Genomic DNA, 24,689 nt, shown 5'->3' with positions numbered 1-24,689 from the left:
CCGGCATGAAAAGACCAAGCCGAAACCATTCTTTGCGTGTGATTGAAGGAGGAAGCCCCCTGCCCGCGTCCCATCCGCTTAGAGAAATCTGTGTTCCGTATGCTGTGCTTGTTTGGGAGAGGACGAAGATGCAATTGGAGCCCCGAACCAATGAGGCCGGGGATTAAGCGGCACGAGCCGTATGCAGTTGAACGAGCAGATCGCTATTCACCCTGCCGAGACCGACTCTCCGGGCGAGCTCAATTAATCCGGGCCAATAGGACACCGGGATCGAGCCCCGCCTCTTCATCTCACCCACTGTCGAAGGCTTGAGAGCCAGGGCCCGACTGACGGCAGCGTTTCCGCCGAGCGCATCGATCAACTCCCGCACGGAATCGATATTATTCATGTCGCTCACACACCCAAATCATTTTTCATGTCAACATTATTTATGTTGATTGACTGCGTATGTCAATGGGATGTTCGAAGAGACCGGAAAGACGATCGGCGAGCGGCTGAAAGAGGCCCGACTGAATGCTGGCTACTCAAGCGCGGCAAAAGCCGCCGCGCGCGTCGGACAATCGGAATCGACCTTCCGGGCCCACGAGAACGGCCAGAACCTCTATAACCACGTCCATGCGCAGACCTACGCGGCAGCATTTGGCGTCTCTGCCGAGTGGCTTCTTTTTGGCGGAAGCCTCGATTACAAGACGTGGAAGGCGGGTCGCTCCAGCGACAACACTCCCAGCCCAACGCCCACCGCTGCGAAAGCCCGCAGCCAGCAAACCTCGGTCGAGCCCGCCTATCAGTTGGTGCCCGAGTACAATGCTTGTGTTTCTGCGGGGGGAGGCGCCGAGAACGGACATGAGCGCGTTGTCGCTCAATGGCCGTTTCAGCAAAACTACATCAGAAATTACCTCGGCCTCTATCATGCAGATCTGGCCATCGTCGAAGTCCGCGGTGACAGCATGGAACCGACACTTCAATCCGGCGATCGCGTGCTGATCAACATATCGGACAAGCAGATCAGCCAATCAGGGATTTTCGTGCTGTATGACGGTGGAGGAACCGTCATCAAGCGGATCGACAAACAAGTCGGCAACGACGAGACGGTCACACTGATTTCGGATAATAGGATCCACCCACCCTATCAGGTGAACCTCGCCAATCTGAACGTCATCGGCCGCGTGGTTTGGGTCGCTCGACGGCTGTAAGGCTTCGAGTATTCCAATCACCAAGAAAATGTGTCTTTCAACAAAGAGACGCACTAACGTATGACAGCGTCACAACGAATTTCCGGGGCACTTGTCCCCTTAACGCAAGAAATTCGGACTTCGCGGTGTGGTCCTGAGGCAGATCAAAGAAGGCCCAACCACCTCGGTGGACGGACGTACAGCGACAACTTACCGAACTGGTAGGGCCCAAAGCACAGCGAACTGAAGCGCGCCCCGCTAGGGAGTGAGTCGATCACTGTTGTAGCCACGGCGTGACGCATTTAGCCAACAACGTAGATAGCTCCTGACGCTTGTCCAAAAAATCTGTCGCCTCAACGCAAACTCATGTCAGCGAGAAACATATGAAGCGTTGCCTCAACGAGTTCCTTTCCTCAGTCGAACCATCAGCAAACGGAAAATACGTTTGATCTGCTGATTGGAACGGTATCATCGCCCAGAGTCGGCCTCATCAGCAGGGCCGGCACCTGCGGTTTGCTGCTATCCAACGAACTCGCGTAAGCGATTCTCCGTCAACGCTTTTTCAAAGTTAACACTGAATCAGTAGGTTAGACCACCTGTGTTACGCGAAATGTGTTGCAATTAACTGCACACAATGTAAGATGCCCGCGTAGGAGAGATCCTGCACGGGCATCCGAGCCTAGGGTAACAGGGTTAGAGCCTAAGCCCTAATTGCTGATAACAAACAGGCCACTTGCCACACGACTAACCTCCTTTCTCCCCGAATATAGGGAACTGGTGGTTGGTGGATGCGCCAGAGAGGTTGGACCCGCCAAGGAACTTCTCTCTGTCGCGGTTAAAGGGTGCGGAGACGGTGGGATTCGAACCCACGGGGACCGGCTTCTCAGGGACAGCCCCGCCAGATTTTGAGTCCGGTGCAATAGACCGCTCTGCCACGTCTCCGGCATTAGAATCGGGCTCCGCTTCGGCGGAGCCCTTTTCATGTACGACAGCGAACCACTTACTGCCCATTTTGGTTGCTGTTCCGGCCTTCTTCATTCTGTGAAGAATTGAACTAACTGTTGTATTTGTCGTATCCCGACCGCTTGCGCTAAGGTACTCAGCGATTTCCAATGCTGTTGTGCCTTCTCCAAATTCAGAGAGGGCGACGCCGACCATTTCAGTGAGTGTGGACGAAGAGCCTCCGGGAGCGCGGGTCTCTTCCTTGGGGGCGCCGCCTTGACAAAGCTGAGCAATCGCTCCGTCGATTTCCTTTAGCCTTTTTCCCAAAGAACGCGCAGCTTCGCGATGAGCTTCGATCTCAGTTGAGATCTTATCCCGCTCAGACTGAAGAATTTCGACAGCTGCGTTTTGCATGACCAACCCAATAGCGAATACCGGAATATGATCGCAGGTATGCCAAATTACGTCAATAGCGATTATGGCACGGCATATCACTACGCATCGTCTTACATGGGGTGCGCAGTTCTATGACAGGAAAGTGCGCTGGTTGCTTTATTTTCATCAAGGGCGAATTGGCTGCCCCCTGTGGGTCTAACAAAAAGTGGATATTCGCAATCGGAGGTAACCGACTTCCAACTCGGACCAAAGAACCGATTTGGCGGCGCAAAGCGATCAGGCAACGTGGCCGAGGTAAATCGGCTTTCGAAGAACTCATTCGCCACCTAGACAACCAAAATGAACGCGCGCAGCGGTCGCCTATGAGCTTCGCAGCGTAGGAGCGTTTCGATCTGTCTTTGACTAAAAGTGCGGACGGATGAACGGCAGCGTAGGTTGGCTTCAGCAGTCAAGGAGAGCGTTCTGTCTTTCTCTGAAGCCCCCAGCGCAACTTTAGGGAGCTAACCGAACTCATTTTGATCATCCCCGTTGTTCCAGAGAACCGTCCTCAAGAGCCCAACGGGGAAAGAGAAATGCCACTCTCCATTATTCACTTCAGCTGCCAGATCCCGTCCAATATTTTGCGGAGATTCTTACGGCGTTTCTCCAATACATGGGGTGTCCAGATTTTTTCTTTCAGGACATCCTGGGTTAGGACATATTTCGTCTTGCCCTTCTTGTCACTGAAGTAGCCGACCTTCTTCTCCGAGAAAGCCTGATTGTTCGCCTGACTGTTCTTGATCCTGGAGAGAAGGACAAGGTTGGCGATATGATGCGTCCATCTATCCCGCTCCTCTTCATTGAACGCCTCCATCCAATTCTGAGACGGGGCCTGAGGCAGAACGTGCTCGATGGTTTCCTTTCCATGGTAAGTCACCGCGCCGTCGGACATCGCCTCATCGAGACGCAGCAGCACGGGCATCCGAACACGCGTCGAGAGGTAGAGGTCTCCGTCGAGAACTTCTCTGAAGTATTTTACCTCGGCGCGCGCAAGGTCAAGCGACGGGTCGGTGATGACGTCCTTCGAGGCCTTGGCCTTTGCGATCGTTCGAAGGACGTCGGACGACCTGTTGATGCGCACGTTCACCCTCTCGCGAGTCACGAAGAGGTAGGCCGTTAATCGCTCGAACTTCCGCAGGAAGCCTTGGAAGTCAGCTGCTCCGTCGAACTTAAGCAGGTAAGAGAGAACGGGGGGTAGCCAGTCCGAGTTGTCCACCCGCCAGAGGGCACGCAGGAGCGCGGCAGCCTCCTCGCCGAAGCGTTCTCGGGCTATTATGTCGTCACGACAGGCTACATAGGCGTCCACGATTGGTGTTAAGAGGTCATCCATAAAGACGGCCGGCTCGTTGACGAACACCGGCACATCCTTCCCAAAATCATCTTCCAAGGCCGTTTTGGGCTTCTTCTGCGCATAGATCATCCGTATGTGCGCGAAAAGTTGGGCAAACGCGGCTCTTCCGATATCCTCCTCGAAGCGTTCCCACGCTTTCGCATAGTCCTCTGTCCTTGCTGCTTCGATTTTGTCCAGGAGGCGAGCTTTGAGGATGTCGGTCGGCTGAAGGTCCAAGCCTCTTGCGTTGAGGACTTGGAAAATTCGGCGGGCCGCCGCTGCAGTCGGCACTTCCACGACAACAACAAGACAGCGCTCACGCAGAAAGGCTATAAGGTCGCGGCGCTTCTCGTCCGGCATCTTGGATAGAGCATCTCGATATAGTGTTGCGTTACGCATATAGTGACCAACACTTTCAGAATCTTCTAAAATCCGCTTACCTTGTTTTTTAGTAGCCCCGATCTTCTGCACGATGCGTTGAAATGCCGACCGCTCCCCGGGCTTGTCACGTACCCGCAGGATAGGATCGCCGGACGTATTCTTCCCAATGGGGTCGCGGCCGACAGTGATGAACTGATCGAGGTAGTTGCGAACCTCATCAGTTTCGCTTAGGTCGCGGAAAGTTGCGAAGAGGATGGTTAGCGTGGTCAGACGCTGTTGACCGTCCACCACCTCCGCATGCTTGGCGTTAGGCTGTTTCACAAGGACGAAGCTGCCCAGGAAGTAGTCGTCCTGCCCATCGTCCATAGCCTCGACCACGTCGTCGAGAAGTTCACCAGCCTCGCGCGTCGTCCATGAGTAGGGGCGCTGATATGACGGGATCTCGAAGCGGTAGGCGTCGCTGAGAAAGATATCCTTAAGCGTCTTCTGGCTTGCTTCAATCGTAGGTTTGCTAGCTTGAATATCCAAAGCCATGTCTCCTATGCACGGACGTCGCAATTTACCCAACGGGGTTTCCAAGAAATTAGTACTAAAGCGGTTCTTAACGCCAGAGCATTCTGGGACAGAAAGACCTTCGACAGAGCGCGGCTAACAGTGGGGAAGCCCGCAATACAGACCTCCGATCGGATCATTGCAAACGGCTACTTTCATGGACTGCAACGGCCGTGCTAGAGGCACAAATAGGACACGCACGCTGGGGCATTTCCCGCTCCAACTCGATCCGCTCAACGGCCACACGAAGATATTGCGGTTGCCCTGCCCCCTCTTGACAACCGCCGCCGGAGGAGTCGAGCCCCCAAGTTTCGTCAATCGGAACTTCCTTGAAGTGTCTCGCTTGGCTAAAGTTGCCTCTGACGGTGGCATGCTGCCAATCGTGGTTGATACAATGTGGTGGTTCATATGGACGATTTTGACCAACAGCCGTTCAGTGACGCGGAATTCGCTGAAAACCCAGAACAACGTTGTCCAGTAATTTTGCTACTAGACACCTCGTATTCCATGAGCGGTGCGCCAATTTCGGAATTGAACGAAGGGCTGGCCACATTGCGGCAGGAACTCATGAATGATCCCATGGCTGCAAAGCGGGTGGAATTGGCGATGGTCACCTTCGGCCCGGTGGAGGTCAAGTCCGACTTCGCCACGGTAGATCACTTCTATCCCGAAACGCTGGCGGCGGATAATGCAACGCCCATGGGCGAAGCTATTGTGACCGGTCTGGACATGCTCCGCCAGCGCAAAGACCGCTACCGCGAGAATGGCGTCAAGTACTACCGCCCGTGGGTGTTCCTCATTACAGATGGTTCCCCGACCGATAGTTGGCAAGAAGCACGACAGCGCGTCCACCAAGGTGAAAATCGTAAGGAATTCATGTTCTATGCCGTAGGCGTGGAACAGGCGGACATGAATGTTCTTGGCCAGATTGCCACCCGCCAGCCGCTCAAGCTGAAAGGGCTGGCGTTTAAGGAACTGTTTCAGTGGTTGTCCAGTTCGCTTAGCGCCGTTTCGCAATCCAACCCCGGGGATGCCGTTCCGCTCAACAACCCGACCGCCCCGGACGGCTGGGCTGTAGCAGGGTGACCCCATGACTTGGCGGTGGGCGTCCGCGTCCGTAATCGGGACGTCGCACATTCAGAATGGTGGCAGACTGCAAGACGCGTACGCTGTAGCCAAATTCGAAAATGGAGGCATCCTCGCAGTGGTTTCGGATGGCGCTGGCAGCGCCAAATTCGGTGCATATGGCGCATGGCTTACTTGTCGTTTCCTTTCGGCTCGATTCCGGGAATGGGTTCGCGCAAATCCAGTACTGCCGTTCGATGAAGAGATGGCGGAGTGGATTGATGAATTACGCGATCGGATTGCGGCGATCGCAGCGCGGCGGGAATCCACGCCCCGGCAATTTGCCGCTACGTTGGCGGCGATCGTTATCTCCCAGGATGAAGCTGTAACGCTGCACATCGGCGATAGCGCCGTTGTGGGCCGGAAAGGCTCCGAATGGGACGTGTTGTGCTGGCCCGAGAACGGCGAGTATGCATCCACCACCTACTTCGTGACCGATGATCCCGAGCCGCGCCTGAACATTACCCGCCACCCACGCGAACACGATGCATTCGCGTTATTCTCCGATGGTGTTGGCGATCTGGCGTTGTCGCATTTGGAACAGACCGCACACCCTAGATTCTTCGATCCAATGTTTCGCCCGGTGGACGCGGCGTCGGGTGAGGGACGCCTTGTCGAACTATCTGCGAAGCTGGCCACATACCTTGCTGCTTCAGCGGTCTGCGAACGCACCGACGACGACAAGACGCTCATCCTCATATCCGGGGGCTGACCGTGCAAGAAATCGTCATTGGAAAGGACCGGGTTTCGGTGGCCGAGTTGATCGGTAAGGGTGGCGAAGGCGAAGTCTACGCGATCAAAGGCCGTGCCGGACTTGCCGTCAAAATCTACAATACCGGCCTGCGCGCCAAACGAGAAGACAAAGTGCGGGCGATGGTAGGCGAAGGTCTCGCCGTCAAGACTAACCTTGTTGCCTACCCCAGCGAAGTGGTGACCGACGGTCGCGGCGACTTCCTTGGTTTCGTAATGCGGCTTGTATCAAGCTATCGCCCGCTGCACGAGCTATATAGCCCGAAGTCTCGCCAGCGCCATTTCCCGAAATCGGATTATAGATTCCTTGTCCATGCTGCGTTGAACGTCGCCCGCGCCATTGGGAAGGTGCACCAAACAGGATGCGTAATCGGCGATCTGAACCATTCCGGTGTTTTGGTCGCGCAAGATGCGACCGTTGCCCTAATCGACGCGGATAGCTTCCAGTTCAGCTTGAACGGCAAGTCATATCCCTGTGTCGTCGGGGTTCCTGATTTCACGCCGCCTGAGTTGCACGGGAAGAACCTTGCATCCGTTCAACGCACCATAGAGCACGATAACTTCGGGCTGGCGGTTGCGATCTTCCATCTTCTGTTCATGGGCCGTCACCCCTACGCCGGACGCTACAATGGACCGGATATTTCCATGGGTAACGCCATTGCCCAGAACCGGTTCGCTTTTTCGCTCAGCCGGCAAGCGGCGACACAAACAACCCCGCCACCCGGTGCGCTGACACTCGATATGTTCCCGAATGTCATCTCGCTCTCATTCGAAAACGCATTTGGGTTGACACCAGGCGCACGTCCGAGCGCGCTGGACTGGATTCACGCCCTGAACACTCTGGAAGGCTCACTAAACCGCTGTAGCAAAGTCAAGACGCACTATTACCCTAGCGCTGCCGGTGGGTGTGTCTGGTGCAAGCTGACCGCCAACAGCGGCTTTGACATGTTCCCGGACCTGACCGCAGTGGAATCGAGTATCCCGACCGACACGAGCGGCACCGAACAGGCTATCCGGGAGATTCTGGCATTCCGCTTCCCAACGGTCGCGGACTTGCTTCCCGCTGCGGCTACGCCGCGCGGCGTCAGCAAGGCACTGCGCGAAGCTCGAAGTGGGAAGCACAGACGGGCCTTAATGGGTTTGTTGATGATGGGCGGCGCGGTTGCCGGTTTCATCTACGCCGCCCCGGCATGGATTGTTTGGATCGGGCTGGCAATCTGGGGGTGGGGCACCTTCTCCAACCGTAAAGTTAAAACCGACCCATTTCAAAAGGCCTTCAAGGATGCCGATGAACGGGTGCAGCGCGAGTTGAATGCCTTTGTTCAGCGCAACGGCATGACTGAGGTTGTGAAAGTGCGCAGGGATCTGGACGCCGCAATCACCGCCTACAAGGGCCATGACGATGCACTCACCCGCGAAATCACAGTGATGAAGTCCAATCGGGTGTCGCGCCAACGGCGGGCATATCTTGACCGGTTCTCCGTCCGTCACGCGAATATCTCCGGTATCGGCCCTGCCAAGACGGCGACGCTGATTTCCTTTGGAATCGAGACCGCCGCCGATGTGAACCGTTCCGCTGTCCTACGGGTGCCGGGGTTCGGTGACGTGATGACCGGCAAGCTGGTAGCATGGCGGCGCGGACATGAGTCCGGGTTCAAGTATGACCGGACGCCAAACGCTCAGGACGTTGCCGACGAAAGAGCATTGCGCGGGCGGTTCGCGGCAGAAAAGGCGAAGCTAGAATCCATGATCCGCAATGGTCTGGGCACCCTGAGAAATGCCAGGGTCCGGTTGGATGCCCTCCCCGCCAAAGCCCGAGGCGAGATAGCACTGACCGACGCGCTGGCAGCCCGAGCGCAAGCCGAACAAGATCTGCGCGAGTTGGGCGCATCCACTCCAGCCTCAACCGTGGCGCTGACGATAGCGCCATCACCTCGACCCGCGTCATCACACTGGCGCCGCCGCACGTGAACGCAGCGTCAGGCACGCCAGCTTGCGCGCGTTGTAGTGCCCCAGGAGTGCGCCGAAGGGCGCGTCGTGGCCGGAATGCAGGCGGGCGGTTCTGGGACCGTTCATGGTATCCTCTCTGTAAAGGAACGCGAAACATCTAGTGCAACCCGGAGGCTTGAACGGCAGCACACATTGAAACATCCCGCCCTCCCCGCTCCGCCTCAATGCACTTCACACCCACCTGCAGATATTCTAGGCCTGACTGCAATTCCGTGAGCAACTGCACCTAGTTCACGCGGCCTACCTACAGATTACGTTCTGCCGTTTTCAGATCGGCGAGATGGCCGGCACTACCTCCCAGCATCGAATCAAATTTCTCCCAACCGGCAATTGACCGGAATCGTGTCGCTCGTGTCGATATGACATTTTTTATGTTGACATATATTATGTCGATTTCTATCTTCCTCTCATCAAACGACGGAACGAAGACGGCTCGGCCAGATCTTCCGCCTCATATTGAGAGGGCATCGCAATGGCATACGGCTTCACCCAGGACTACGACATCAACATCGACTGGACGCACAAGGGCGCGCTGATCGCTCAGGATGTGCCGGTCACGGTGACGGTCGGTGTCGACTCCCACGATTGGGAGGATGGAGCCGAAGCCATGGTCGTGATCGATATGACCTTCGGCATCGATGACATGAATCTGGTGAACCCGCAGCGCATCAACAACGGCTCGCGGATGCTCGAATGCCAGATCTGGGAAGACATCGAGAAGGCCGTTGCCGAGGCCGTCGAGGAGACGTTTGCCGAGGACTGGCGCGAGGAATTCGGCGCCCCGAGGAAGGAGGCCGCGTGATGGCTATCAGCGCCCCCTCCTCCGCAATTGCCGACGCAATGGGCCTAATCCAGCACCTGTCCGCTTTCGAGGCTCTGGAGCGGACCGGCTGCGCGGATGACGCAGCCCGCCGCCAGCGTGCGGCCGAAGATCTCCTTATCCAGCTCACCTACAACATGGGCTTCGACATCAAGCGCCGAAGGCACGTTGACCCCCTTCTTGAGGCTGCCGAATGATGGCTTGGGCCGTGGTCGACAAGATCATCGCGGCCGGCCTGACCGCTTCCCCCGTTCTCTTCCTCACCTACGCAACGACCCGCTGGTTCTGGTAGCGCGCCCGCGCGCCGCCGTTCCGGCCAACGCCCGGACTCTGTCCGCCCTTCAAAGCCCTCCCCCGAGAGCTTCGACAGGCCGACAACAGCCTCCAGCAAAGGACACTCCCGACATGACGACAGGAATTGCACGCGACCAGCTCAAGGCGTTCGTGGAACGGATCGAGCGGCTGGAAGAAGAGAAGAAAGCGATCTCCGACGACATCAAGGACGTCTACGGCGAAGCCAAGGGCACGGGCTTAGACGCGAAGATCCTGCGCGAGGTGATCCGGCTGCGTCGCAAGGAGCCGCACGAGCGCGAGGAAGCCGAAGCAATCCTCGACCTCTACATGCACGCGCTGGGCATGCTGCCGGACACGGGCGATGCCGAAGCCGCTTAAGGCGCGATCAAGCGCGGCCTCTCTCTTCGATGCCGCCGAACGATACGAGGCCATGGCCGACGAGGTGTTTTCCGCAGCCAGCAACGGCGATCCCCTTGCCGACTGGCTGCGGCGCAAGGGTGCCTCCTACCGGACCGGCGCCGAGGCCCTGCGCAAGCGGGCGCAAAGCCTCTCATGGCCGGCCAAGGCCGAACTCAAACGACAAATCCAGGGGCATTGAGCGCAATGTCAGAGACTTTTCAGCTCCAGCGCGAGACGGAAGCCGCCAAGCAGCTCTTGGCGAACATCCGCACCATCATCGGGGACGATGAAGAAGCCGTCTCGGATGCGGTCGAAGGCGAAACCGATCTCATGGAAGCCATCGACCGGGCCGTCGCACAGATGGACGAATGCGACATCCTGCTCGAAGGCATCAAGAAGAAGCTGGACGACCTCGCCACGCGCAAGAAGGCCACCGAGAAACAGCAGGACCACATCAGGGCGGCAATCGAACAGGCCCTCGCGTTGCTCGACCTCACCAAGCCTCTGCGCCGCCCCTCGATGACGCTTTCCCTTCGCAAGACCCCGCCGGGCGTGGTGGTCACCGACGAGACATCAATCCCCGCCCGGTTCTGGAAACAGCGCCCGGCGCCCGATCCCACCCTCGACAGGAAAGCTCTGGCCGACGCGCTCAAGGCGCTTGGCAAGGGCGAAACCATTCCCGGCGCCGAACTCGACAATGGCGGCGTCAGCCTCAGCATTCGGAGGAAGTGACATGCAAGACCTGACCGAACCCAAAGGGCGCCAACTTGCGCTGATCAAAAACACGATCGCGGCCGATTGCACCGATGCGGAATTCGATCTGTTCGTTGAAGCGGCGAAGTCCTATCGGCTCGACCCGTTCCGCAAGCAGATCATCCCGCTGGTTTTCAGCAAGAACAATGCCGGAAAGCGTCGCATGAGTATCGTGGTCACGCGCGACGGGCTGCGGATCATGGCGCAGCGCTGCGGCAACTACCGCCCGGCAACGAAGCCGGCCGAATACATCATCGACGACGCGCTCAAGTCCCCGACGAACCCGCTCGGCATCCTCTGCGCCCGCGTCACGCTCTGGCAGCGCGACGACCATTCGGGCGACTGGTACGAGGTTGCCGGCGAAGCCTATTGGGACGAGTTCGCGCCGGTCATGGATGAATGGGCCTATGACGAACAGGCAGGAACCCGCAAGCCGACCGGCCGCAAGACCGTCGAAAACAACTGGGCCCGGATGCCGCGCGTCATGATCGCCAAATGCGCCGAGGCGCAGGCCTTGCGCGCCGGCTGGCCTGACCAGTTCTCGGGCGTCTATGTCCAGGAGGAAATGGACAAGGCCGTCTCCGACGATCTGACCGCCTCCGAAGTCCTCGAACAGCAGGAAGAAGCGCGCCGGCTGGCACGCGTGTCCAGCGCCGACAGCATCATGATTGTCTGGCTGCCCGGAATGCCGCTGGAGCCGGTCGCCAAGGGCGTTCTGGCAGACCGCATCATCGAATGGCTGGACGATGACGGCCGCACCGCTGAGCAGATCGAGAACTTCGAAGAGATGAACGCCTATTCGCTGCGCGAGTTCTGGGCGCGCGCAAAGAACGATGCGCTGGAGGTCAAGAAGGCCATCGGCGCCCGCCTCAACGAGGTGCGCCGCCTCGCCGCGTGAGCATCCCCTACACATGGCTGTGCAACGCGAAGACCCGGGACGAACTGGCGACCGTCTACCGGATCGTTGCCGCCCTTCGCGACACGCAGCCTCCCTCATTCTGGACCGGTTGGGAGCGCGCCTTTCGTCGCCGCGCCCATGACCTGGGCCTGAACTGGAAGGTCAGAACATGACAGCACCGATACCTTTCCATTGGGACGGGGACGCGATGGTCCCCCTCACCCCATTCCGCAAGCGCGCGGACGACGTGTTCGTGATCGGGCAGGTCTACCGACTGGAAGAGATCGAGGAGCGCAGCGCCAAAAGCCACAAGCACTATTTCGCGTGCATCCGCGAGGCTTGGCAGAACCTCCCCGAAGAATGGGCCGACAAGTTCCCCTCGCCCGAGCACCTGCGCAAATGGGCGCTGATCATGTGCGGCTATGCCGATGAACGCTCCATCGTCTGCGCCTCGAAGGCCGAAGCCCTGCGGCTCGCCGCCTTCATCCGCCCGATGGATGATTTCGCCGTTGTGGTCGCCCGCGAGAACGTCGTGAAGGCATTCACACCGCAGAGCCAGAGCACCCGCACCATGGGCCAGAAACCGTTCCAGGAGAGCAAGGACGCCGTTCTCGACAAGATAGCACAGCTCATCGGCACAGATGCCGCCACGCTCAAGCGCAACGCGGGAATGGCAGCATGAGCCGGCGCGAGTTCACCAAGGCGACCAAGCGCGAGGCGCTGCATCGCTCCAAGGGCCGGTGCGAAGCGGTCGGCACATGGTACGGGCTGCCGGCCGGCCAGCGCTGCGGGCGTGACCTCGCCTATGGCGTCGAGTTCGATCACATCGATCTCGATGCCAACAGCCATAACAACAGCCTTGAGAATTGCGCCGCCGTCTGCCCGGCCTGCCACCGCTTCAAGACGACGAAGCACGACATTCCACTGGCGGCAAAGACCGTCCGCCAGCAGGACAAGCACCACGGCATAAAGGCGCGCAAGGGCCCCGCGATTCCGGGCAGCCGGGCCTCGGGGTGGAAACGGAAGATGAACGGCGAGCTGGTGCGGCGATGACAGGGCAAGGCAGCGTCAAGGGTGCGCATTGGTTCCGGCGCACCCTTGAACAGGCGCGCGGGAGCGTTCGAAGGCACGTCGCCCGGGCGCCGGGAACAAGGCAGTCACAGGGGGATATGAGATGAAGCTTCCGGCAACGTGGGACGAAGACACCCCGATCACGCTTGATGAAGCCTGCAAGGTTCTTTTTCGCGGCACCATCAAGCCCGCGACACTGGTCGCGGAAGCCGACCGGGGAAAACTGCATCTGGAGAAAATCGGCCGCAGGTATTTCACGACGCCCAAGGCCGTTCAGGAGATGAGAGAGAAATGCCGCGTCCCAGGAAACAGGCCCGACTGCAACTCAGAACGGAACGCAGGAACGGCGAGAGCGTCGAAATCTGGATCATCCGGGACGGAAGCCACTACGAGCGCACGGGCTGCCTTGGAAGCGAATATGCGGAGGCTGAAAGACGGCTCGCTGACTACCTCGCAGCCAAATACGAAACCCCGACAAGCCGAGATCCACACGTTATCGCCGTTGCCGACATCCTGAACCACTATGTCCTGCAGCACTGCCCCACGATCGCCAGCGGCAAGCAGGAGGTGGATTTCATCAAGCAGCTTGTGCCCTTCTGGGGAAGCCGGATGCTCTACGACGTGGACGCGGCCGGGTGCCGTGCCTATGCCGCCTCCCGGCTTGAAGCTGGCGTCAGCAGCGCGACGGCACGGCGTGAGATCGAAACCCTGCGCGCCGCGACCCGGTTCTATGTCACCGACAGGAAGGTGCAGTTCCTGCCGTCGTTCTGGCTGCCTGAGAAGGGCACGCCGCGCGAACGATGGATGACCCGGTCGGAAGTCGCCGCGTTCCTCCACGCCGCCCGCAGGCGCGGCAATCATCATCTTGCCCGCGTGATCCTTATCGGCATCTACACCGGCACACGCACCGGGGCGATCCTGCGCATGCGCTGGGTGCCCAACACCGAGGGCGGCTGGTTCGACCTCGAACACGGCGTGATGTACCGGCGCGGGCAGGCCCAGCGCGAGACGACCAAGCGCCGCCCGCCCATCCGCATTCCCTCAAGGCTCCTGCCCCACCTGAAACGCTGGAAGGCGCTCGACGGCATCTGTACGCATGTCATCCACCGCGACGGCAAGCCGGTCCACTCCGTGCGCCGCGCATGGGCGAACAGCCGAACGGATGCCGGATTGAGCCCCGACATCATTCCCCACACGCTGTGGCACACCACCGCGACATGGGGCATGCAGAACGGCGCGGACGTCTACCAGTTCGCGGGCTTTCTGGGGATGTCGGTGAAGATGCTGAACGACGTCTACGGGCACCATCACCCGGACCATCAGCGAAGCGCCACGGATGCCGTCTCAAGACGCCCCGGCCGGCAGCTTTGAACCGTTTCAGAGCGGTTTCTGAGCGGCGCGAAAGAAATGCACACCGCTACACAGGCTAAGTCATTGAAAATATGGTGGGCGGTGAGAGACTCGAACTCCCGACATCCTCGGTGTAAACGAGGCGCTCTACCAACTGAGCTAACCGCCCTTCCGGGGCCGCCCGCATTGTGGGCCGAACAGCGTGCGTCCGTTTAAGGGGAAAGCGGCGCGAATGCAAGGCACTGCAATCCCATGACTGCGAAAGCCACGAAAAAAGCCCCGCCGGCGCATCCTGCCGCGGGGCTTTTTCCTCAGGAGGTCATCCCAATCGGCTAACGCCGATCAGCTGTTGACCGCGTCCTTCAGGCCCTTGCCGGCCTTGAACTTCGGCGTCTTCGACGCCGGGATCTTGATCGGGTCGCCGGTGCGCGGGTTACGACCCTCGGTCGCCGCGCGCTCGGAAACCATGAAATTGCCGAACCCGATGATGCGAACTTCGCCGCCGCTCTTCAGCGTCTCGGTGATCGCGGCGAAAGCGGCGTCAACGGCGTCGCCGGCCTGCGCCTTGGACAGGCCACTCTTCTCGGCAACGGCCGCCACGAGATCATTCTTGTTCATAGCAGTTCCTTTCATGCAAATGGCGGATCGCCGTCGATTCGCGCTAGGATCCGCGCGAGCGACACTCACGGGAAACGCCCCCCAACGCAAGAGAAAATCGCAGAAATCCGCCACTCCTGCGGGTTTTTCGATACGAATTTGGGGATATTCAGCATGAATGCACCGCACACATCGCGATTGCGGCGAAACCTGAGCATTTCCGGGGCGCAAAAGGTGCGCCCGCAGCCAGCGCCCTCCCCCGCCGCACCCGGCGCGATTCCCGCCCTTTGAGCCGCACGAAGCACGCTTTCCGGCACCCGTTAGCGGATGCGAAAAGGCCCCGGTCGCGCGCGCGGCCGGGGCCTCCGTTTTTCTCATCATTCGTGCCGGGAGATCAGTGCGCCGTCGTCAGCGCGGAGGCATCATCCTCGGCCACCACCTGGGCGGCGGCCTTCTTGTCCTGCGCTTCCACGTCCCACTCGATCGGCTCCGGCATGCGCACCAGCGCATGCTCCAGCACCTCGCCCACCCGCGAAACCGGAATGATCTCCATCCCGCTCTTCACGTTGTCCGGAATGTCGGCCAGATCCTTGGCGTTCTCTTCCGGAATGAGCACTTTCTTGATGCCGCCGCGAAGGGCCGCGAGCAGCTTTTCCTTCAGTCCGCCGATCGGCAGCACCCGGCCGCGCAACGTGATCTCGCCGGTCATGGCGACATCCTTGTGCACGGGAATGCCGGTCATGATCGAGACGACGGCCGTCGCCATGGCGATACCGGCGGACGGACCGTCCTTCGGCGTCGCGCCCTCCGGCACGTGGACGTGGATGTCCCGCTTGTCGAAGAGCGGCGGCTCGATGCCGAAATCGACCGCCCGCGAGCGCACGTAGGACGCCGCCGCCGAAATCGATTCCTTCATCACGTCGCGCAGGTTGCCCGTTACCGTCATCTTGCCCTTGCCGGGCATCATGACGCCTTCGATCGTCAGCAGCTCGCCGCCGACCTCGGTCCAGGCAAGCCCGGTAACCACGCCGACCTGATCCTCGCGCTCGGCCTCGCCGTGGCGGAACCGGGGCACGCCCAGGAAGTCCTCCAGGTTGTCGGCCGTCACGCGGATCTCGGTCTTCTTGTCCATGATCAGCGACTTGACCGCCTTGCGCGATACCGTGGAGAGCTCGCGTTCGAGGTTACGAACGCCCGCCTCGCGGGTGTAGCGCTGGATCATCAGCCGGAGCGCCGCATCGTCGATCTCGAACTCACCCTTCTTCAGGCCGTGGTTCTTCTCCGCCTTCGGCAGCAGGTGACGGCGCGCGATCTCTACCTTCTCATCCTCGGTGTAACCGGCGATGCGAATGATCTCCATGCGGTCCATCAGCGGGCCCGGAATGTTCAGCGTGTTGGCCGTGGTCACGAACATCACGTTGGACAGATCGTACTCGACCTCCAGGTAGTGATCCATGAAGGTGGAGTTTTGTTCCGGATCCAGCACCTCCAGCAGGGCGGACGACGGATCGCCGCGGAAGTCCATGCCCATCTTGTCGATCTCGTCGAGAAGGAACAGCGGGTTGGACTTCTTCGCCTTGCGCATCGACTGGATGACCTTGCCGGGCATCGAGCCGATATAGGTGCGCCGGTGACCGCGGATCTCCGCCTCGTCGCGCACGCCGCCGAGCGACACGCGCACGAATTCGCGGCCCGTGGCCTTGGCGATCGACTGGCCGAGCGAGGTCTTGCCGACGCCCGGGGGGCCGACGAGGCACAGGATCGGGCCCTTCAGCTTGTTCGCCCGCTGCTGCACGGCGAGATACTCGACAATGCGCTCCTTGACCTTCTCAAGCCCGTAGTGCTCGGAATCGAGGAGCTTCTCGGCATAGGCGAGATCGTTCTTCACGCGGGACTTCTTGCCCCACGGAATGGACAGCAGCCAGTCGAGATAGTTGCGCACGACGGTGGCTTCCGCCGACATCGGGCTCATCTGGCGCAGCTTCTTCATCTCGGCCTGCGCCTTTTCGCGGGCCTCCTTGGAGAGCTTCGTCTTGTCGATCTTCTCTTCCAGCTCGGCCAGCTCGTCGCGGCCGTCCTCGCCGTCGCCGAGCTCCTTCTGGATCGCCTTCATCTGCTCGTTGAGATAGTACTCGCGCTGGGTCTTCTCCATCTGGCGCTTGACGCGCGAGCGGATGCGCTTTTCCACCTGCAGGACCGAGATCTCGCTTTCCATCAGCGAGAGCACGCGTTCCAGCCTCTCCGGCACGGAAGTGATCGCCAGGATCGCCTGCTTCTCCGGGATCTTGATCGCCAGATGAGAGGCGATCGTGTCGGCCAGCTTGGCGTAATCCTCGATCTGCGTCGCCGCACCGATGACGTCCGGCGAAACCTTCTTGTTCAGCTTGACGTAGTTCTCGAACTCGCTGACCACCGAGCGCGCGAGCGCTTCCACTTCCACCGCCTCGCCGGCATCCTCGTCGAGGGCCACGGCTTCCGCCTCGAAAAGGTCGGAACGGTCGGTAAAGGACGTGATCTCGGCGCGGCCGCCGCCTTCCACCAGCACCTTCACGGTGCCGTCCGGCAGCTTGAGCAGCTGCAGCACGGTGGCAAGCGTGCCGATCTCGTAGATCTGCGAGGCTTCGGGGTCGTCGTCGCTGGCGTTCTTCTGGGTGGCGAGCAGGATCTGCTTGTCCGCCCGCATCACTTCCTCAAGCGCGCGAATGGACTTCTCCCGCCCGACGAAGAGCGGCACGATCATGTGCGGAAAGACGACGATGTCGCGGAGCGGCAGAACCGGGTAGACGTTCGTGCCGGCCGCTCCCGCCCGCGTTTCGAGGTCGCTCATTTCTTGTCCTCTCTCACAGTGTCCCGGCACAGGGAGGAATGCGTGGGGACACATCTTGCGGCACCGGCCCCGGCGAAACAGCCCCGCGGGCGCGGAACTGACAGAACGGCAGGCTCAAAAGCCCCTACCGAAAAGCGCAGGAACGGTTCATCAAAGCCGATCGCGGAAGCCCCTCTCCAGAGGCGACGCCCGCGATCCCTAGCCGCTGGCTCGTCCATTAGGTGGCGAGCCGGGGGGAAGGTGTCAAGGCTGGCCGACACCCCTCCCCTGCATTCTGCGGTCTCTGCCATCGCAAGCGCGGCCGGAAGGGCCGAACGACGGCGCCGACAAGGCCCAAGGCAGAGCCTGGATCAGGCCGACGTCGCGGAGGTTTCCACCCGGTCTTCGTAAATGTAGAGCGGCTGGGCCTTGCCCTCGACGACCTCGGCGGAGATCACAACCTGCTTCACGTCCTTGAGGCCGGGCAGCTCGAACATGGTGTCGAGCAGGATCGCCTCGAGAATCGACCGCAGGCCACGCGCGCCCGTCTTGCGTTCGATCGCCTTGCGGGCGACGGATCGCAGCGCGTCCTCGTGGAATGTCAGCTCCACGTCTTCCATCTCGAACAGGCGCTGGTACTGCTTGACCAGCGCGTTCTTCGGCGCGGTCAGGATCTGGATCAGCGCTTCCTCGTCGAGGTCTTCCAGTGTCGCAATGACCGGCAGACGGCCGACGAACTCGGGAATGAGGCCGAACTTCAGCAGGTCTTCCGGCTCCAGCAGACGGAACAGCTCGCCCGCCTTCTCCTCGCCCGGCGCCTTCACCTTGGCCTTGAAACCGATGGAGGTCTTGGTGCCGCGATCGGAGATGATCTTGTCGAGGCCGGCGAACGCGCCGCCGCAGATGAACAGGATGTTGGTCGTGTCCACCTGCAGGAACTCCTGCTGCGGATGCTTGCGCCCGCCCTGCGGCGGAACGGCGGCGACGGTGCCTTCCATGATCTTCAGAAGCGCCTGCTGCACGCCCTCGCCCGAAACGTCGCGCGTGATCGACGGATTGTCGGACTTGCGCGAGATCTTGTCGACCTCGTCGATGTAGACGATGCCGCGCTGGGCGCGCTCGACGTTGTAGTCGGCCGACTGCAGCAGCTTCAGGATGATGTTCTCCACATCCTCGCCCACGTAACCGGCTTCGGTCAGCGTGGTCGCATCCGCCATGGTGAACGGCACGTCGAGGATGCGCGCCAGCGTCTGGGCGAGCAGCGTCTTGCCGCAGCCCGTCGGGCCGACGAGGAGGATGTTCGACTTGGCGAGTTCCACGTCGTTGTTCTTCGCCGCGTGGCTCAACCGCTTGTAGTGGTTGTGCACGGCGACCGAGAGGACCTTCTTCGCCTCGAACTGGCCGATGACGTAATCGTCGAGAACCTGGCGGATTTCCTGCGGCGTGGGAATGCCTTCGCGCGATTTCACCAGCGAGGACTTGTTCTCCTCGCGGATGATGTCCATGCACAGTTCCACGCATTCGTCGCAGATGAAGACCGTCGGGCCGGCGATAAGCTTGCGCACCTCATGCTGGCTCTTTCCGCAGAACGAGCAGTAGAGGGTGTTCTTGGTGTCGCTGCCGCTGGTCTTGCTCATTCGATCAACCCCGCATCGTTCGGAAGCTTCGTCGCCTCCGCTTGTATCAGCACGGCATTGAGGCACCTTTGTGCCGCATGCCCTAGGCCGATTGACTTACCTCGTGCAAACCCGCCGAAACACCGCATTTTTACGCAGCACATCAACGAATCCAACCATGCTTCCATCCGAAAAATCAATATTCGCTTAAACCTGCACCGCAAGCTGGGACTTTCCCGTGCGGCGCGCGTGCTGCCAAGCTCGATCGATCTTCCGGGTCCGGCCCGTCTCGCAACGAGCGCGCCGGCTTAACTTCAAGCGTCGTCCTCATCGGCCAGCGACGAGCGGTCGGAAATGACCTTGTCGATGATGCCGAAGTCGCGCGCCATGTCCGCCGTCATGAAGTTATCGCGTTCCAGCGCGGCTTCAATGTCTTCAAGCTTGCGGCCGGTGTGCTTGACATAGATGTCGTTGAGGCGGCGCTTGATGTTTATGATCTCCTGCGCGTGCAGGATGATGTCCGACGTCTGGCCGCGGAACCCGCCCGAGGGCTGGTGCACCATCACCCGGGCATTGGGAAGCGCGAAGCGCGCGCCCGGCGCGCCGGCGGCCAGCAAGAGCGAGCCCATGGACGCCGCCTGGCCGATGCACAGCGTGGAGATCTCCGGGCGCACGAACTGCATCGTGTCGTAGATCGCCAGTCCCGCTGTCACCAGTCCGCCAGGCGAATTGATGTACATGGCGATTTCCTTGGAGGGGTTTTCCGCCTCCAGGAAAAGGAGCTGGGCGCAGACCAGCGTCGCCATCTGATCCTCCACGCCGCCGGTGATGAAGATGATGCGTTCCTTCAGCAGGCGGGAGAAAATATCGTATGAGCGTTCGCCGCGATTGGTCTGTTCCACGACCATCGGAACCAGCGTGCTCATGTAGAAATCGACGGGATCTTTCATGTGTGGTCCATCACTCGGCGCTTCGTGTCAGCGCTCGTAAACTCGGTCCGCCGCGCCACGCGAGACGGCTCACGAGTCGCGGCGGTGCCCTCAATACATAGGGGATGATCGCGCGCCCCGAAAGGTCCGATCATTTCAGCCGGCATCAGCGCCCGACCAACCGCGCCTTATCCTTAACAGAGCGCGCCGCCCGTTCAACCTCCCATCCGCCGCTTTGCCGGATCACAAGTCCGAGCGCGCCGACCGGAGACGGTTGCCCGTCCTTCGAGACGGCCCCACCCGGCCCCGTTCTTTCGCCCCCTCCGACAGACGAACGCCCCGCCCGTCTGCGCAAGACGGGCGGGGCATGAGCGTTTCAGCCGAAGGCCCCTGACGGGAAACCCTCGCGAAGGGAACGGCGAAGGATCAGGCCTTTTCGGCCGTCTCCTCGTCCTCGTCGTCGGCCTTCATGAGGTCTTCCTTGGTGACGACCTTGTCGGTCACCTTGGCGAGTTCCAGAAGGTAGTCGACGACCTTGTCCTCGTAGATCGGGGCACGCAGGCCGGCGAGCGCGGCGGGGTTCTTCTTGAAGTAGTCGAACACCTGCTGCTCCTGGCCCGGATACTGGCGCACCTGCTCGAACATGGCGCGCTGCAGCTCCTCGTCGGTGACCTGAATCTCGTTCTTCTCGCCGATCTCGGAGAGAACGAGGCCGAGGCGCACACGACGCTCCGCGATCTTGCGGTAGTCGGCCTTGGCGGCCTCCTCGTCCGTATCCTCGTCGGCAAAGGTCTTGCCGGAACGGGCCATGTCGTTCTCGACCTGGCGCCAGATGTTGTCGAACTCGTTCTCAACGAGCTTTTCCGGCAGCGCGAAGTCGTAGCGCTCGTCGAGCTTGTCGAGCAGCTGACGCTTCACCTTCTGGCGGGTCGCCTGGCCGAACTGGCTCTCGATCTGGCCACGGACGATTTCCTTCAGCTTGTCGAGCGACTCAAGGCCAAGGCCCTTGGCGAACTCGTCGTCCACCTTCAGCTCGCCCGGCGCCTCGATCTCCTTGACGACGACGTCGAAGGTCGCTTCCTTCCCGGCCAGATGCTCGGCCGGATAGTCCTCGGGGAAGGACACGGTGACGACCTTCTCCTCGCCCTTCTTCACGCCCACGAGCTGTTCCTCGAAGCCCGGGATGAAGCGGCCGGAGCCGAGCACGAGCTGGCCGTTCTCGTCGGCACCGCCCTCGAAGGGCTCGCCATCGATCTTGCCCAGGTACGACATCGTCACCCGATCGCCGTTCTCCGCCTTCGGCGTCTTGCCGCTCTTGGGCTCGAACGGGCGGTTGCTCTCCGCGATCTGCTCGACCTGCTCCATCACGCCCTCGTCGGAAATCTCGACGATGGGACGCTCGATCTCGATGTCATCGAACTTGCCGATCTCGATCTCGGGCAGAATCTCGTAGGTCATGGTGTAGGTGAGATCGATCTCGCCGGCGAGCACCTTCTGCGCGTCGTCGTCCGACAGGTCGACTTCCGGCTGCAGCGCGGGGCGCTCGTTACGATCCTCGACGGCCTTGGCCGTGGTCTCGTTGAGCATGTTGGAAACGATCTCGGCCATCGCCTGGCGCCCGTAGAGCCGCTTCAGATGCGCGGCCGGGACCTTGCCGGGGCGGAAACCTTTGATGCGGACCTTCGACTTCAGGTCGTCGAGATAGGTATCGAGCCGGCCGGCGAGCTCGTCGGCCGGGATGACGACCTTGAGCTCCCGCTTCAGCCCGTCCGACAGGGTTTCGGTTACCTGCATGGTTTAATTCTTCGTCCTCGATCTGGAACGCCCGTTCAGGGGCGTTCGAAGAGATGACCGTTCGATAAACGGGCAAAGGGCCTCAACTGGATGCGATCCATGCGCCGGACGCCCCAGCATTCCGGCAGCACGGTCCCTGCGAGAGGGCCCCCGATGATGCCTGCATCAACGGAGCGTGTGCCGGGCGGGGCCCAGGCGCATGACGGATCATCCGACACGGGACCATGGTGCGGCTGGAGGGACTCGAACCCCCACGTCAGGGACACTTGGACCTAAACCAAGCGCGTCTACCAATTCCGCCACAGCCGCATCGGCGGCGTCGTACTCCCATACTGACGCGGTGAAGTCAATTGTCCTCTGGCGCGCTGTCACAATCGGCTGCGAGCCGCTCGATCACGGGCTTGAGCGAGGGCGCGAGATCTTCCGCGATCAGCCCCGCCCCGGCGATGCGCCCCGCCTCGCCGTGACACCATGCCCCCATCGCCGCCGCGTCGAAGGCCGAAAGCCTTTGCGCGCCGAGCCCGGCGATGATTCCGGCCAGCACGTCGCCGGCCCCGGCAGTCGCCAGCCACGCGGTGGCGTTGACGTTGATGGCCGCCCGTCCATCGGGTGCGGCGATCACCGTATCCGGCCCCTTGAGAAGCACCGTCGCACCGGCGCGCGCAGCCCCCGCCCGCGCCCGGACGAGCCGCGAGGCGCCGTCGGCGAGATCGGGAAAGATCCGCGCAAACTCCCCGTCATGCGGCGTCAGCACCACCCCCCGGCATGTGGAGGCCGCGATCGCGGCAAAAAGCGTCTCGGGCTCCTGCGCAAAGCTCGTCAGTGCATCGGCGTCGAGCACGACGATGCGCTCCGCTTCCCGCGGCGCGGACAGCGCGGCCCGCACCATGTCGCGCGTTCTCTGACCGACGCCGATTCCGGGGCCCACCACGACCGCATTGAACCGGCGGTCATCGAGCAATTCGGAAAACGCGGCCGCATCGTCGACCGGACGGATCATGATCGCGGTCAGGTGCGCTGCGTTGACCGCGACGGCCTCGCGCGGAGAGGCGAGCGTGACGAGGCCCGCACCGATGCGCAGCGCGGCCCCCGCCGCCATGCGCGCGGCTCCCGTCGCATGGGCCGGACCGGACGCGACCACCGCGTGCCCGCGCGCGTACTTGTGCCCTTCGACGGCAGGCGGGTGCCATGCACCGCGCCACAGATCGGCTGCGTTGACGAAGGTCTTCGGCGCGATCTGAGCCACCACCTTGTCCGGAATGCCGATGTCGATCACACGCACCGGTCCGCACAGGCCCCGCCCCGGATAAAGCAGGTGCCCCGGCTTTCTGCGGCAGAAGGTGACGGTGACGTCCGCACGGACGGCGACGCCCAGCACAGCGCCACTGTCGCCCGAAACCCCGCTCGGCAGATCGACGGCGACGACGAACATCTCCGGATTGTCCGCCCGACGCGCGTTGACCGCCTCCACCAGGGCGCCCGCAGTCCCCTCGAGCGGCCGGTCGAGCCCGGCGCCGAACAGGGCATCAATCACCACATCCGCCCGGTCCGGGAGTTCTGGCGCGGCCGTCACGATCTCCGGCCGCACACCGCCCCCGCCTTCCGGAACCATCGCATCGAAGGCGAGCCGCGCATCCCCCTTAAGCCTTGCCGGGTCCGCCAGAAGAGCGACTGTCACGGGATAGCCGCGCCGGCGCAGGATGCGGGCGGCGACGAAGCCGTCGCCGCCGTTGTTGCCGGGCCCGGCCAGCACCACGATCCGCCGGCCAAGCGGCTGGCGCGCCGCCACCGCATCCGCAACGCCGCGCCCGGCCGCCTCCATCAGATCGATCCCGGGAACCCCGCCGGCGATGGTGCGCCGGTCGGCCTCGCCCATTTCCGCAACGCTCAGCACCTGTTGCATGAAGAGTGGTCCGCTCTGCTCATTCTTTGTTCGCCGTACACACCACCATCCTATCGGCCGGAGCGTGGAAAAATCCACGACTGTCGCGCCGCCGCGCACCAGGTCGCGCACCCGGCCGGCACCCGAGACGCGCCTCCAATAACCATTTGAGCGAAACTGCCGCAGCGACACCGTCGTTTTTGCCCATTTCAGACCATTTATTAGGCATTTTGCCTACATATTAGCCATACACGCGCATCGCGGACTTGATACCGTGCCGCGCAGCTGCTCGAATTTCAGGCGGAATCGGGGACATTGCGCGTTTTCACGGCGCGTCAGGTCCATTGGCATGAACCCTGCTTTCTACCCGGGCGAAGGGATGGGCCGGACTGTTTCCGGATCCGCCAGCATGACCCGGAGAAAGGGAGGCGATGAAGAAGATCGAAGCGATCATCAAACCCTTTAAGCTAGACGAAGTGAAGGAGGCGCTGCAGGAAGTCGGCCTGCAGGGCATCACCGTTACCGAGGCCAAGGGCTTCGGGCGGCAGAAGGGCCATACGGAGCTCTACAGGGGCGCCGAATATGTGGTCGATTTCCTGCCGAAGGTAAAAGTCGAGATCGTCCTGACCGACGATCTGGTCGAGAAGGCGGTGGAAGCGATCCGCACCTCCGCGCAGACCGGCCGGATCGGCGACGGCAAGATCTTCGTTCTCAACATCGAGGATGCGGTGCGCATCCGCACGGGCGAGACCGGCAACGACGCGATCTGATCCCGCCGCCGGC

At 61.2% G+C, this 24,689-nt stretch carries 23 protein-coding genes and 3 tRNA genes; 15 read left to right on the top strand and 11 right to left on the bottom strand.

What is annotated here, in order from left to right:
* The first annotated feature begins 458 nt into the window (after nt 1-458).
* A complete protein-coding gene (locus V2L18_RS22670) occupies nt 459-1,193 on the top strand; it encodes a S24 family peptidase (RefSeq protein WP_336180627.1) in 735 nt (244 codons plus the stop codon).
* A gap of 824 nt (nt 1,194-2,017) precedes the next feature.
* Here the strand turns inward: V2L18_RS22670 and V2L18_RS22665 are convergent.
* Both V2L18_RS22665 and V2L18_RS22660 read right to left on the bottom strand, forming a co-directional pair.
* Nucleotides 2,018-2,114, bottom strand: a tRNA-Leu gene (locus V2L18_RS22665).
* A gap of 985 nt (nt 2,115-3,099) precedes the next feature.
* The gene (locus V2L18_RS22660) at nt 3,100-4,794 is read right to left on the bottom strand and encodes a DUF262 domain-containing HNH endonuclease family protein (protein ID WP_336180626.1); all 1,695 of its coding nucleotides are present in this window, start codon (nt 4,792-4,794) and stop codon (nt 3,100-3,102) included.
* 426 nt (nt 4,795-5,220) lie between these two features.
* On the opposite strand from V2L18_RS22660, the gene V2L18_RS22655 reads away from it, so the two are divergent.
* Genes V2L18_RS22655 through V2L18_RS22645 form a run of 3 tightly spaced genes read left to right on the top strand, consistent with a single transcriptional unit; the run spans nt 5,221 to nt 8,658 of the window.
* Entirely contained in the window at nt 5,221-5,898 is a 678-nt protein-coding gene (locus V2L18_RS22655; protein ID WP_336180625.1) for a VWA domain-containing protein, read from the top strand.
* A 4-nt stretch (nt 5,899-5,902) separates the two neighbouring features.
* Nucleotides 5,903-6,649 carry a PP2C family serine/threonine-protein phosphatase gene (locus V2L18_RS22650; protein WP_336180624.1) on the top strand — a complete coding sequence of 249 codons (747 nt, stop codon included), beginning with the start codon at nt 5,903-5,905 and terminating at the stop codon, nt 6,647-6,649.
* A gap of 2 nt (nt 6,650-6,651) precedes the next feature.
* Complete coding sequence (locus tag V2L18_RS22645) at nt 6,652-8,658, top strand: hypothetical protein (RefSeq protein ID WP_336180623.1); 2,007 nt, start codon at nt 6,652-6,654, stop codon at nt 8,656-8,658.
* Here the strand turns inward: V2L18_RS22645 and V2L18_RS22640 are convergent.
* Nucleotides 8,635-8,763 carry a hypothetical protein gene (locus tag V2L18_RS22640; protein ID WP_336180622.1) on the bottom strand — a complete coding sequence of 43 codons (129 nt, stop codon included), beginning with the start codon at nt 8,761-8,763 and terminating at the stop codon, nt 8,635-8,637. The two genes, V2L18_RS22645 and V2L18_RS22640, sit on opposite strands and share 24 nt — an antisense overlap.
* Before the next feature lie 406 nt (nt 8,764-9,169).
* Between V2L18_RS22640 and V2L18_RS22635 the strand changes: the two genes are divergently transcribed.
* The 10 genes from V2L18_RS22635 (at nt 9,170) to V2L18_RS22590 (ending at nt 14,303) form a co-directional block, all read left to right on the top strand.
* The gene (locus V2L18_RS22635) at nt 9,170-9,499 is read left to right on the top strand and encodes a hypothetical protein (protein WP_336180621.1); all 330 of its coding nucleotides are present in this window, start codon (nt 9,170-9,172) and stop codon (nt 9,497-9,499) included.
* The gene (locus V2L18_RS22630) at nt 9,499-9,714 is read left to right on the top strand and encodes a hypothetical protein (RefSeq protein WP_336180620.1); all 216 of its coding nucleotides are present in this window, start codon (nt 9,499-9,501) and stop codon (nt 9,712-9,714) included. The genes V2L18_RS22635 and V2L18_RS22630 overlap by 1 nt, the downstream gene beginning before the upstream one ends.
* Before the next feature lie 208 nt (nt 9,715-9,922).
* Nucleotides 9,923-10,189, top strand: coding sequence for a DUF2312 domain-containing protein (locus tag V2L18_RS22625; protein ID WP_336180619.1), 267 nt, complete (start codon nt 9,923-9,925; stop codon nt 10,187-10,189).
* Nucleotides 10,173-10,409 carry a hypothetical protein gene (locus V2L18_RS22620; protein WP_336180618.1) on the top strand — a complete coding sequence of 79 codons (237 nt, stop codon included), beginning with the start codon at nt 10,173-10,175 and terminating at the stop codon, nt 10,407-10,409. Before V2L18_RS22625 ends, V2L18_RS22620 begins: the two co-directional genes overlap by 17 nt.
* 5 nt (nt 10,410-10,414) lie before the next feature.
* Nucleotides 10,415-10,942 (top strand): siphovirus Gp157 family protein, encoded by a 528-nt coding sequence (locus V2L18_RS22615; RefSeq protein ID WP_336180617.1) that lies wholly within the window; start codon nt 10,415-10,417, stop codon nt 10,940-10,942.
* A gap of 1 nt (nt 10,943) precedes the next feature.
* Nucleotides 10,944-11,861 (top strand): phage recombination protein Bet, encoded by a 918-nt coding sequence (bet, locus tag V2L18_RS22610; RefSeq protein WP_336180616.1) that lies wholly within the window; start codon nt 10,944-10,946, stop codon nt 11,859-11,861.
* A complete protein-coding gene (locus V2L18_RS22605) occupies nt 11,858-12,034 on the top strand; it encodes a hypothetical protein (RefSeq protein ID WP_336180615.1) in 177 nt (58 codons plus the stop codon). Before bet ends, V2L18_RS22605 begins: the two co-directional genes overlap by 4 nt.
* Nucleotides 12,031-12,543: a hypothetical protein gene (locus V2L18_RS22600; protein ID WP_336180614.1), complete on the top strand. Its 513-nt coding sequence runs from the start codon at nt 12,031-12,033 to the stop codon at nt 12,541-12,543. Before V2L18_RS22605 ends, V2L18_RS22600 begins: the two co-directional genes overlap by 4 nt.
* Nucleotides 12,540-12,914: an HNH endonuclease gene (locus V2L18_RS22595; RefSeq protein WP_336180613.1), complete on the top strand. Its 375-nt coding sequence runs from the start codon at nt 12,540-12,542 to the stop codon at nt 12,912-12,914. The genes V2L18_RS22600 and V2L18_RS22595 overlap by 4 nt, the downstream gene beginning before the upstream one ends.
* A 309-nt stretch (nt 12,915-13,223) precedes the next feature.
* Nucleotides 13,224-14,303 (top strand): site-specific integrase, encoded by a 1,080-nt coding sequence (locus V2L18_RS22590; RefSeq protein WP_336180612.1) that lies wholly within the window; start codon nt 13,224-13,226, stop codon nt 14,301-14,303.
* 72 nt (nt 14,304-14,375) lie between these two features.
* Here V2L18_RS22590 and V2L18_RS22585 read toward each other — a convergent pair.
* The 8 genes from V2L18_RS22585 to V2L18_RS22550 form a co-directional block, all read right to left on the bottom strand.
* Nucleotides 14,376-14,451: transfer RNA gene (locus tag V2L18_RS22585), tRNA-Val, on the bottom strand.
* 173 nt (nt 14,452-14,624) lie between these two features.
* Nucleotides 14,625-14,900, bottom strand: coding sequence for an HU family DNA-binding protein (locus V2L18_RS22580; protein ID WP_336180611.1), 276 nt, complete (start codon nt 14,898-14,900; stop codon nt 14,625-14,627).
* Nucleotides 14,901-15,273: 373 nt separating this feature from the next.
* On the bottom strand, nt 15,274-17,706 hold the full coding sequence (gene lon / locus V2L18_RS22575) for an endopeptidase La (RefSeq protein ID WP_336180610.1): 2,433 nt from the start codon (nt 17,704-17,706) through the stop codon (nt 15,274-15,276).
* A 350-nt stretch (nt 17,707-18,056) separates the two neighbouring features.
* Nucleotides 18,057-19,322 carry an ATP-dependent Clp protease ATP-binding subunit ClpX gene (gene clpX, locus V2L18_RS22570; protein WP_336180609.1) on the bottom strand — a complete coding sequence of 422 codons (1,266 nt, stop codon included), beginning with the start codon at nt 19,320-19,322 and terminating at the stop codon, nt 18,057-18,059.
* Between the two features lie 293 nt (nt 19,323-19,615).
* A complete protein-coding gene (locus V2L18_RS22565; protein WP_336180608.1) occupies nt 19,616-20,251 on the bottom strand; it encodes an ATP-dependent Clp protease proteolytic subunit in 636 nt (211 codons plus the stop codon).
* Between the two features lie 405 nt (nt 20,252-20,656).
* Nucleotides 20,657-22,024 (bottom strand): trigger factor, encoded by a 1,368-nt coding sequence (gene tig / locus V2L18_RS22560; protein WP_336180607.1) that lies wholly within the window; start codon nt 22,022-22,024, stop codon nt 20,657-20,659.
* A 225-nt stretch (nt 22,025-22,249) separates the two neighbouring features.
* Nucleotides 22,250-22,333, bottom strand: a tRNA-Leu gene (locus tag V2L18_RS22555).
* A 37-nt stretch (nt 22,334-22,370) separates the two neighbouring features.
* Nucleotides 22,371-23,927, bottom strand: coding sequence for an NAD(P)H-hydrate dehydratase (locus tag V2L18_RS22550; RefSeq protein WP_336180606.1), 1,557 nt, complete (start codon nt 23,925-23,927; stop codon nt 22,371-22,373).
* Nucleotides 23,928-24,337: 410 nt separating this feature from the next.
* Here V2L18_RS22550 and V2L18_RS22545 point away from each other — a divergent pair, with 410 nt between their 5' ends.
* A complete protein-coding gene (locus V2L18_RS22545; protein WP_107990266.1) occupies nt 24,338-24,676 on the top strand; it encodes a P-II family nitrogen regulator in 339 nt (112 codons plus the stop codon).
* Nucleotides 24,677-24,689 lie beyond the last annotated feature (13 nt).

This window comes from Breoghania sp. JC706 (assembly GCF_037026715.1).
Lineage (GTDB): Bacteria > Pseudomonadota > Alphaproteobacteria > Rhizobiales > Stappiaceae > Breoghania.
This window is presented reverse-complemented; position numbering and strand designations above follow the sequence as displayed.

Excerpts from the sequence above, each read along its gene's own strand:
- V2L18_RS22670 (WP_336180627.1), top strand. The coding sequence starts at position 459 with ATGTTCGAAGAGACCGGAAAGACGATCGGCGAGCGGCTGAAAGAGGCC.
- V2L18_RS22660 (WP_336180626.1), bottom strand. The coding sequence starts at position 4,794 with ATGGCTTTGGATATTCAAGCTAGCAAACCTACGATTGAAGCAAGCCAG.
- V2L18_RS22655 (WP_336180625.1), top strand. The coding sequence starts at position 5,221 with ATGGACGATTTTGACCAACAGCCGTTCAGTGACGCGGAATTCGCTGAA.
- V2L18_RS22650 (WP_336180624.1), top strand. The coding sequence starts at position 5,903 with ATGACTTGGCGGTGGGCGTCCGCGTCCGTAATCGGGACGTCGCACATT.
- V2L18_RS22640 (WP_336180622.1), bottom strand. The coding sequence starts at position 8,763 with ATGAACGGTCCCAGAACCGCCCGCCTGCATTCCGGCCACGACGCGCCC.
- V2L18_RS22635 (WP_336180621.1), top strand. The coding sequence starts at position 9,170 with ATGGCATACGGCTTCACCCAGGACTACGACATCAACATCGACTGGACG.
- V2L18_RS22630 (WP_336180620.1), top strand. The coding sequence starts at position 9,499 with ATGGCTATCAGCGCCCCCTCCTCCGCAATTGCCGACGCAATGGGCCTA.
- V2L18_RS22625 (WP_336180619.1), top strand. The coding sequence starts at position 9,923 with ATGACGACAGGAATTGCACGCGACCAGCTCAAGGCGTTCGTGGAACGG.
- V2L18_RS22620 (WP_336180618.1), top strand. The coding sequence starts at position 10,173 with ATGCCGAAGCCGCTTAAGGCGCGATCAAGCGCGGCCTCTCTCTTCGAT.
- V2L18_RS22615 (WP_336180617.1), top strand. The coding sequence starts at position 10,415 with ATGTCAGAGACTTTTCAGCTCCAGCGCGAGACGGAAGCCGCCAAGCAG.
- bet (WP_336180616.1), top strand. The coding sequence starts at position 10,944 with ATGCAAGACCTGACCGAACCCAAAGGGCGCCAACTTGCGCTGATCAAA.
- V2L18_RS22600 (WP_336180614.1), top strand. The coding sequence starts at position 12,031 with ATGACAGCACCGATACCTTTCCATTGGGACGGGGACGCGATGGTCCCC.
- V2L18_RS22595 (WP_336180613.1), top strand. The coding sequence starts at position 12,540 with ATGAGCCGGCGCGAGTTCACCAAGGCGACCAAGCGCGAGGCGCTGCAT.
- V2L18_RS22590 (WP_336180612.1), top strand. The coding sequence starts at position 13,224 with ATGCCGCGTCCCAGGAAACAGGCCCGACTGCAACTCAGAACGGAACGC.
- V2L18_RS22580 (WP_336180611.1), bottom strand. The coding sequence starts at position 14,900 with ATGAACAAGAATGATCTCGTGGCGGCCGTTGCCGAGAAGAGTGGCCTG.
- lon (WP_336180610.1), bottom strand. The coding sequence starts at position 17,706 with ATGAGCGACCTCGAAACGCGGGCGGGAGCGGCCGGCACGAACGTCTAC.
- clpX (WP_336180609.1), bottom strand. The coding sequence starts at position 19,322 with ATGAGCAAGACCAGCGGCAGCGACACCAAGAACACCCTCTACTGCTCG.
- V2L18_RS22565 (WP_336180608.1), bottom strand. The coding sequence starts at position 20,251 with ATGAAAGATCCCGTCGATTTCTACATGAGCACGCTGGTTCCGATGGTC.
- tig (WP_336180607.1), bottom strand. The coding sequence starts at position 22,024 with ATGCAGGTAACCGAAACCCTGTCGGACGGGCTGAAGCGGGAGCTCAAG.
- V2L18_RS22550 (WP_336180606.1), bottom strand. The coding sequence starts at position 23,927 with ATGCAACAGGTGCTGAGCGTTGCGGAAATGGGCGAGGCCGACCGGCGC.
- V2L18_RS22545 (WP_107990266.1), top strand. The coding sequence starts at position 24,338 with ATGAAGAAGATCGAAGCGATCATCAAACCCTTTAAGCTAGACGAAGTG.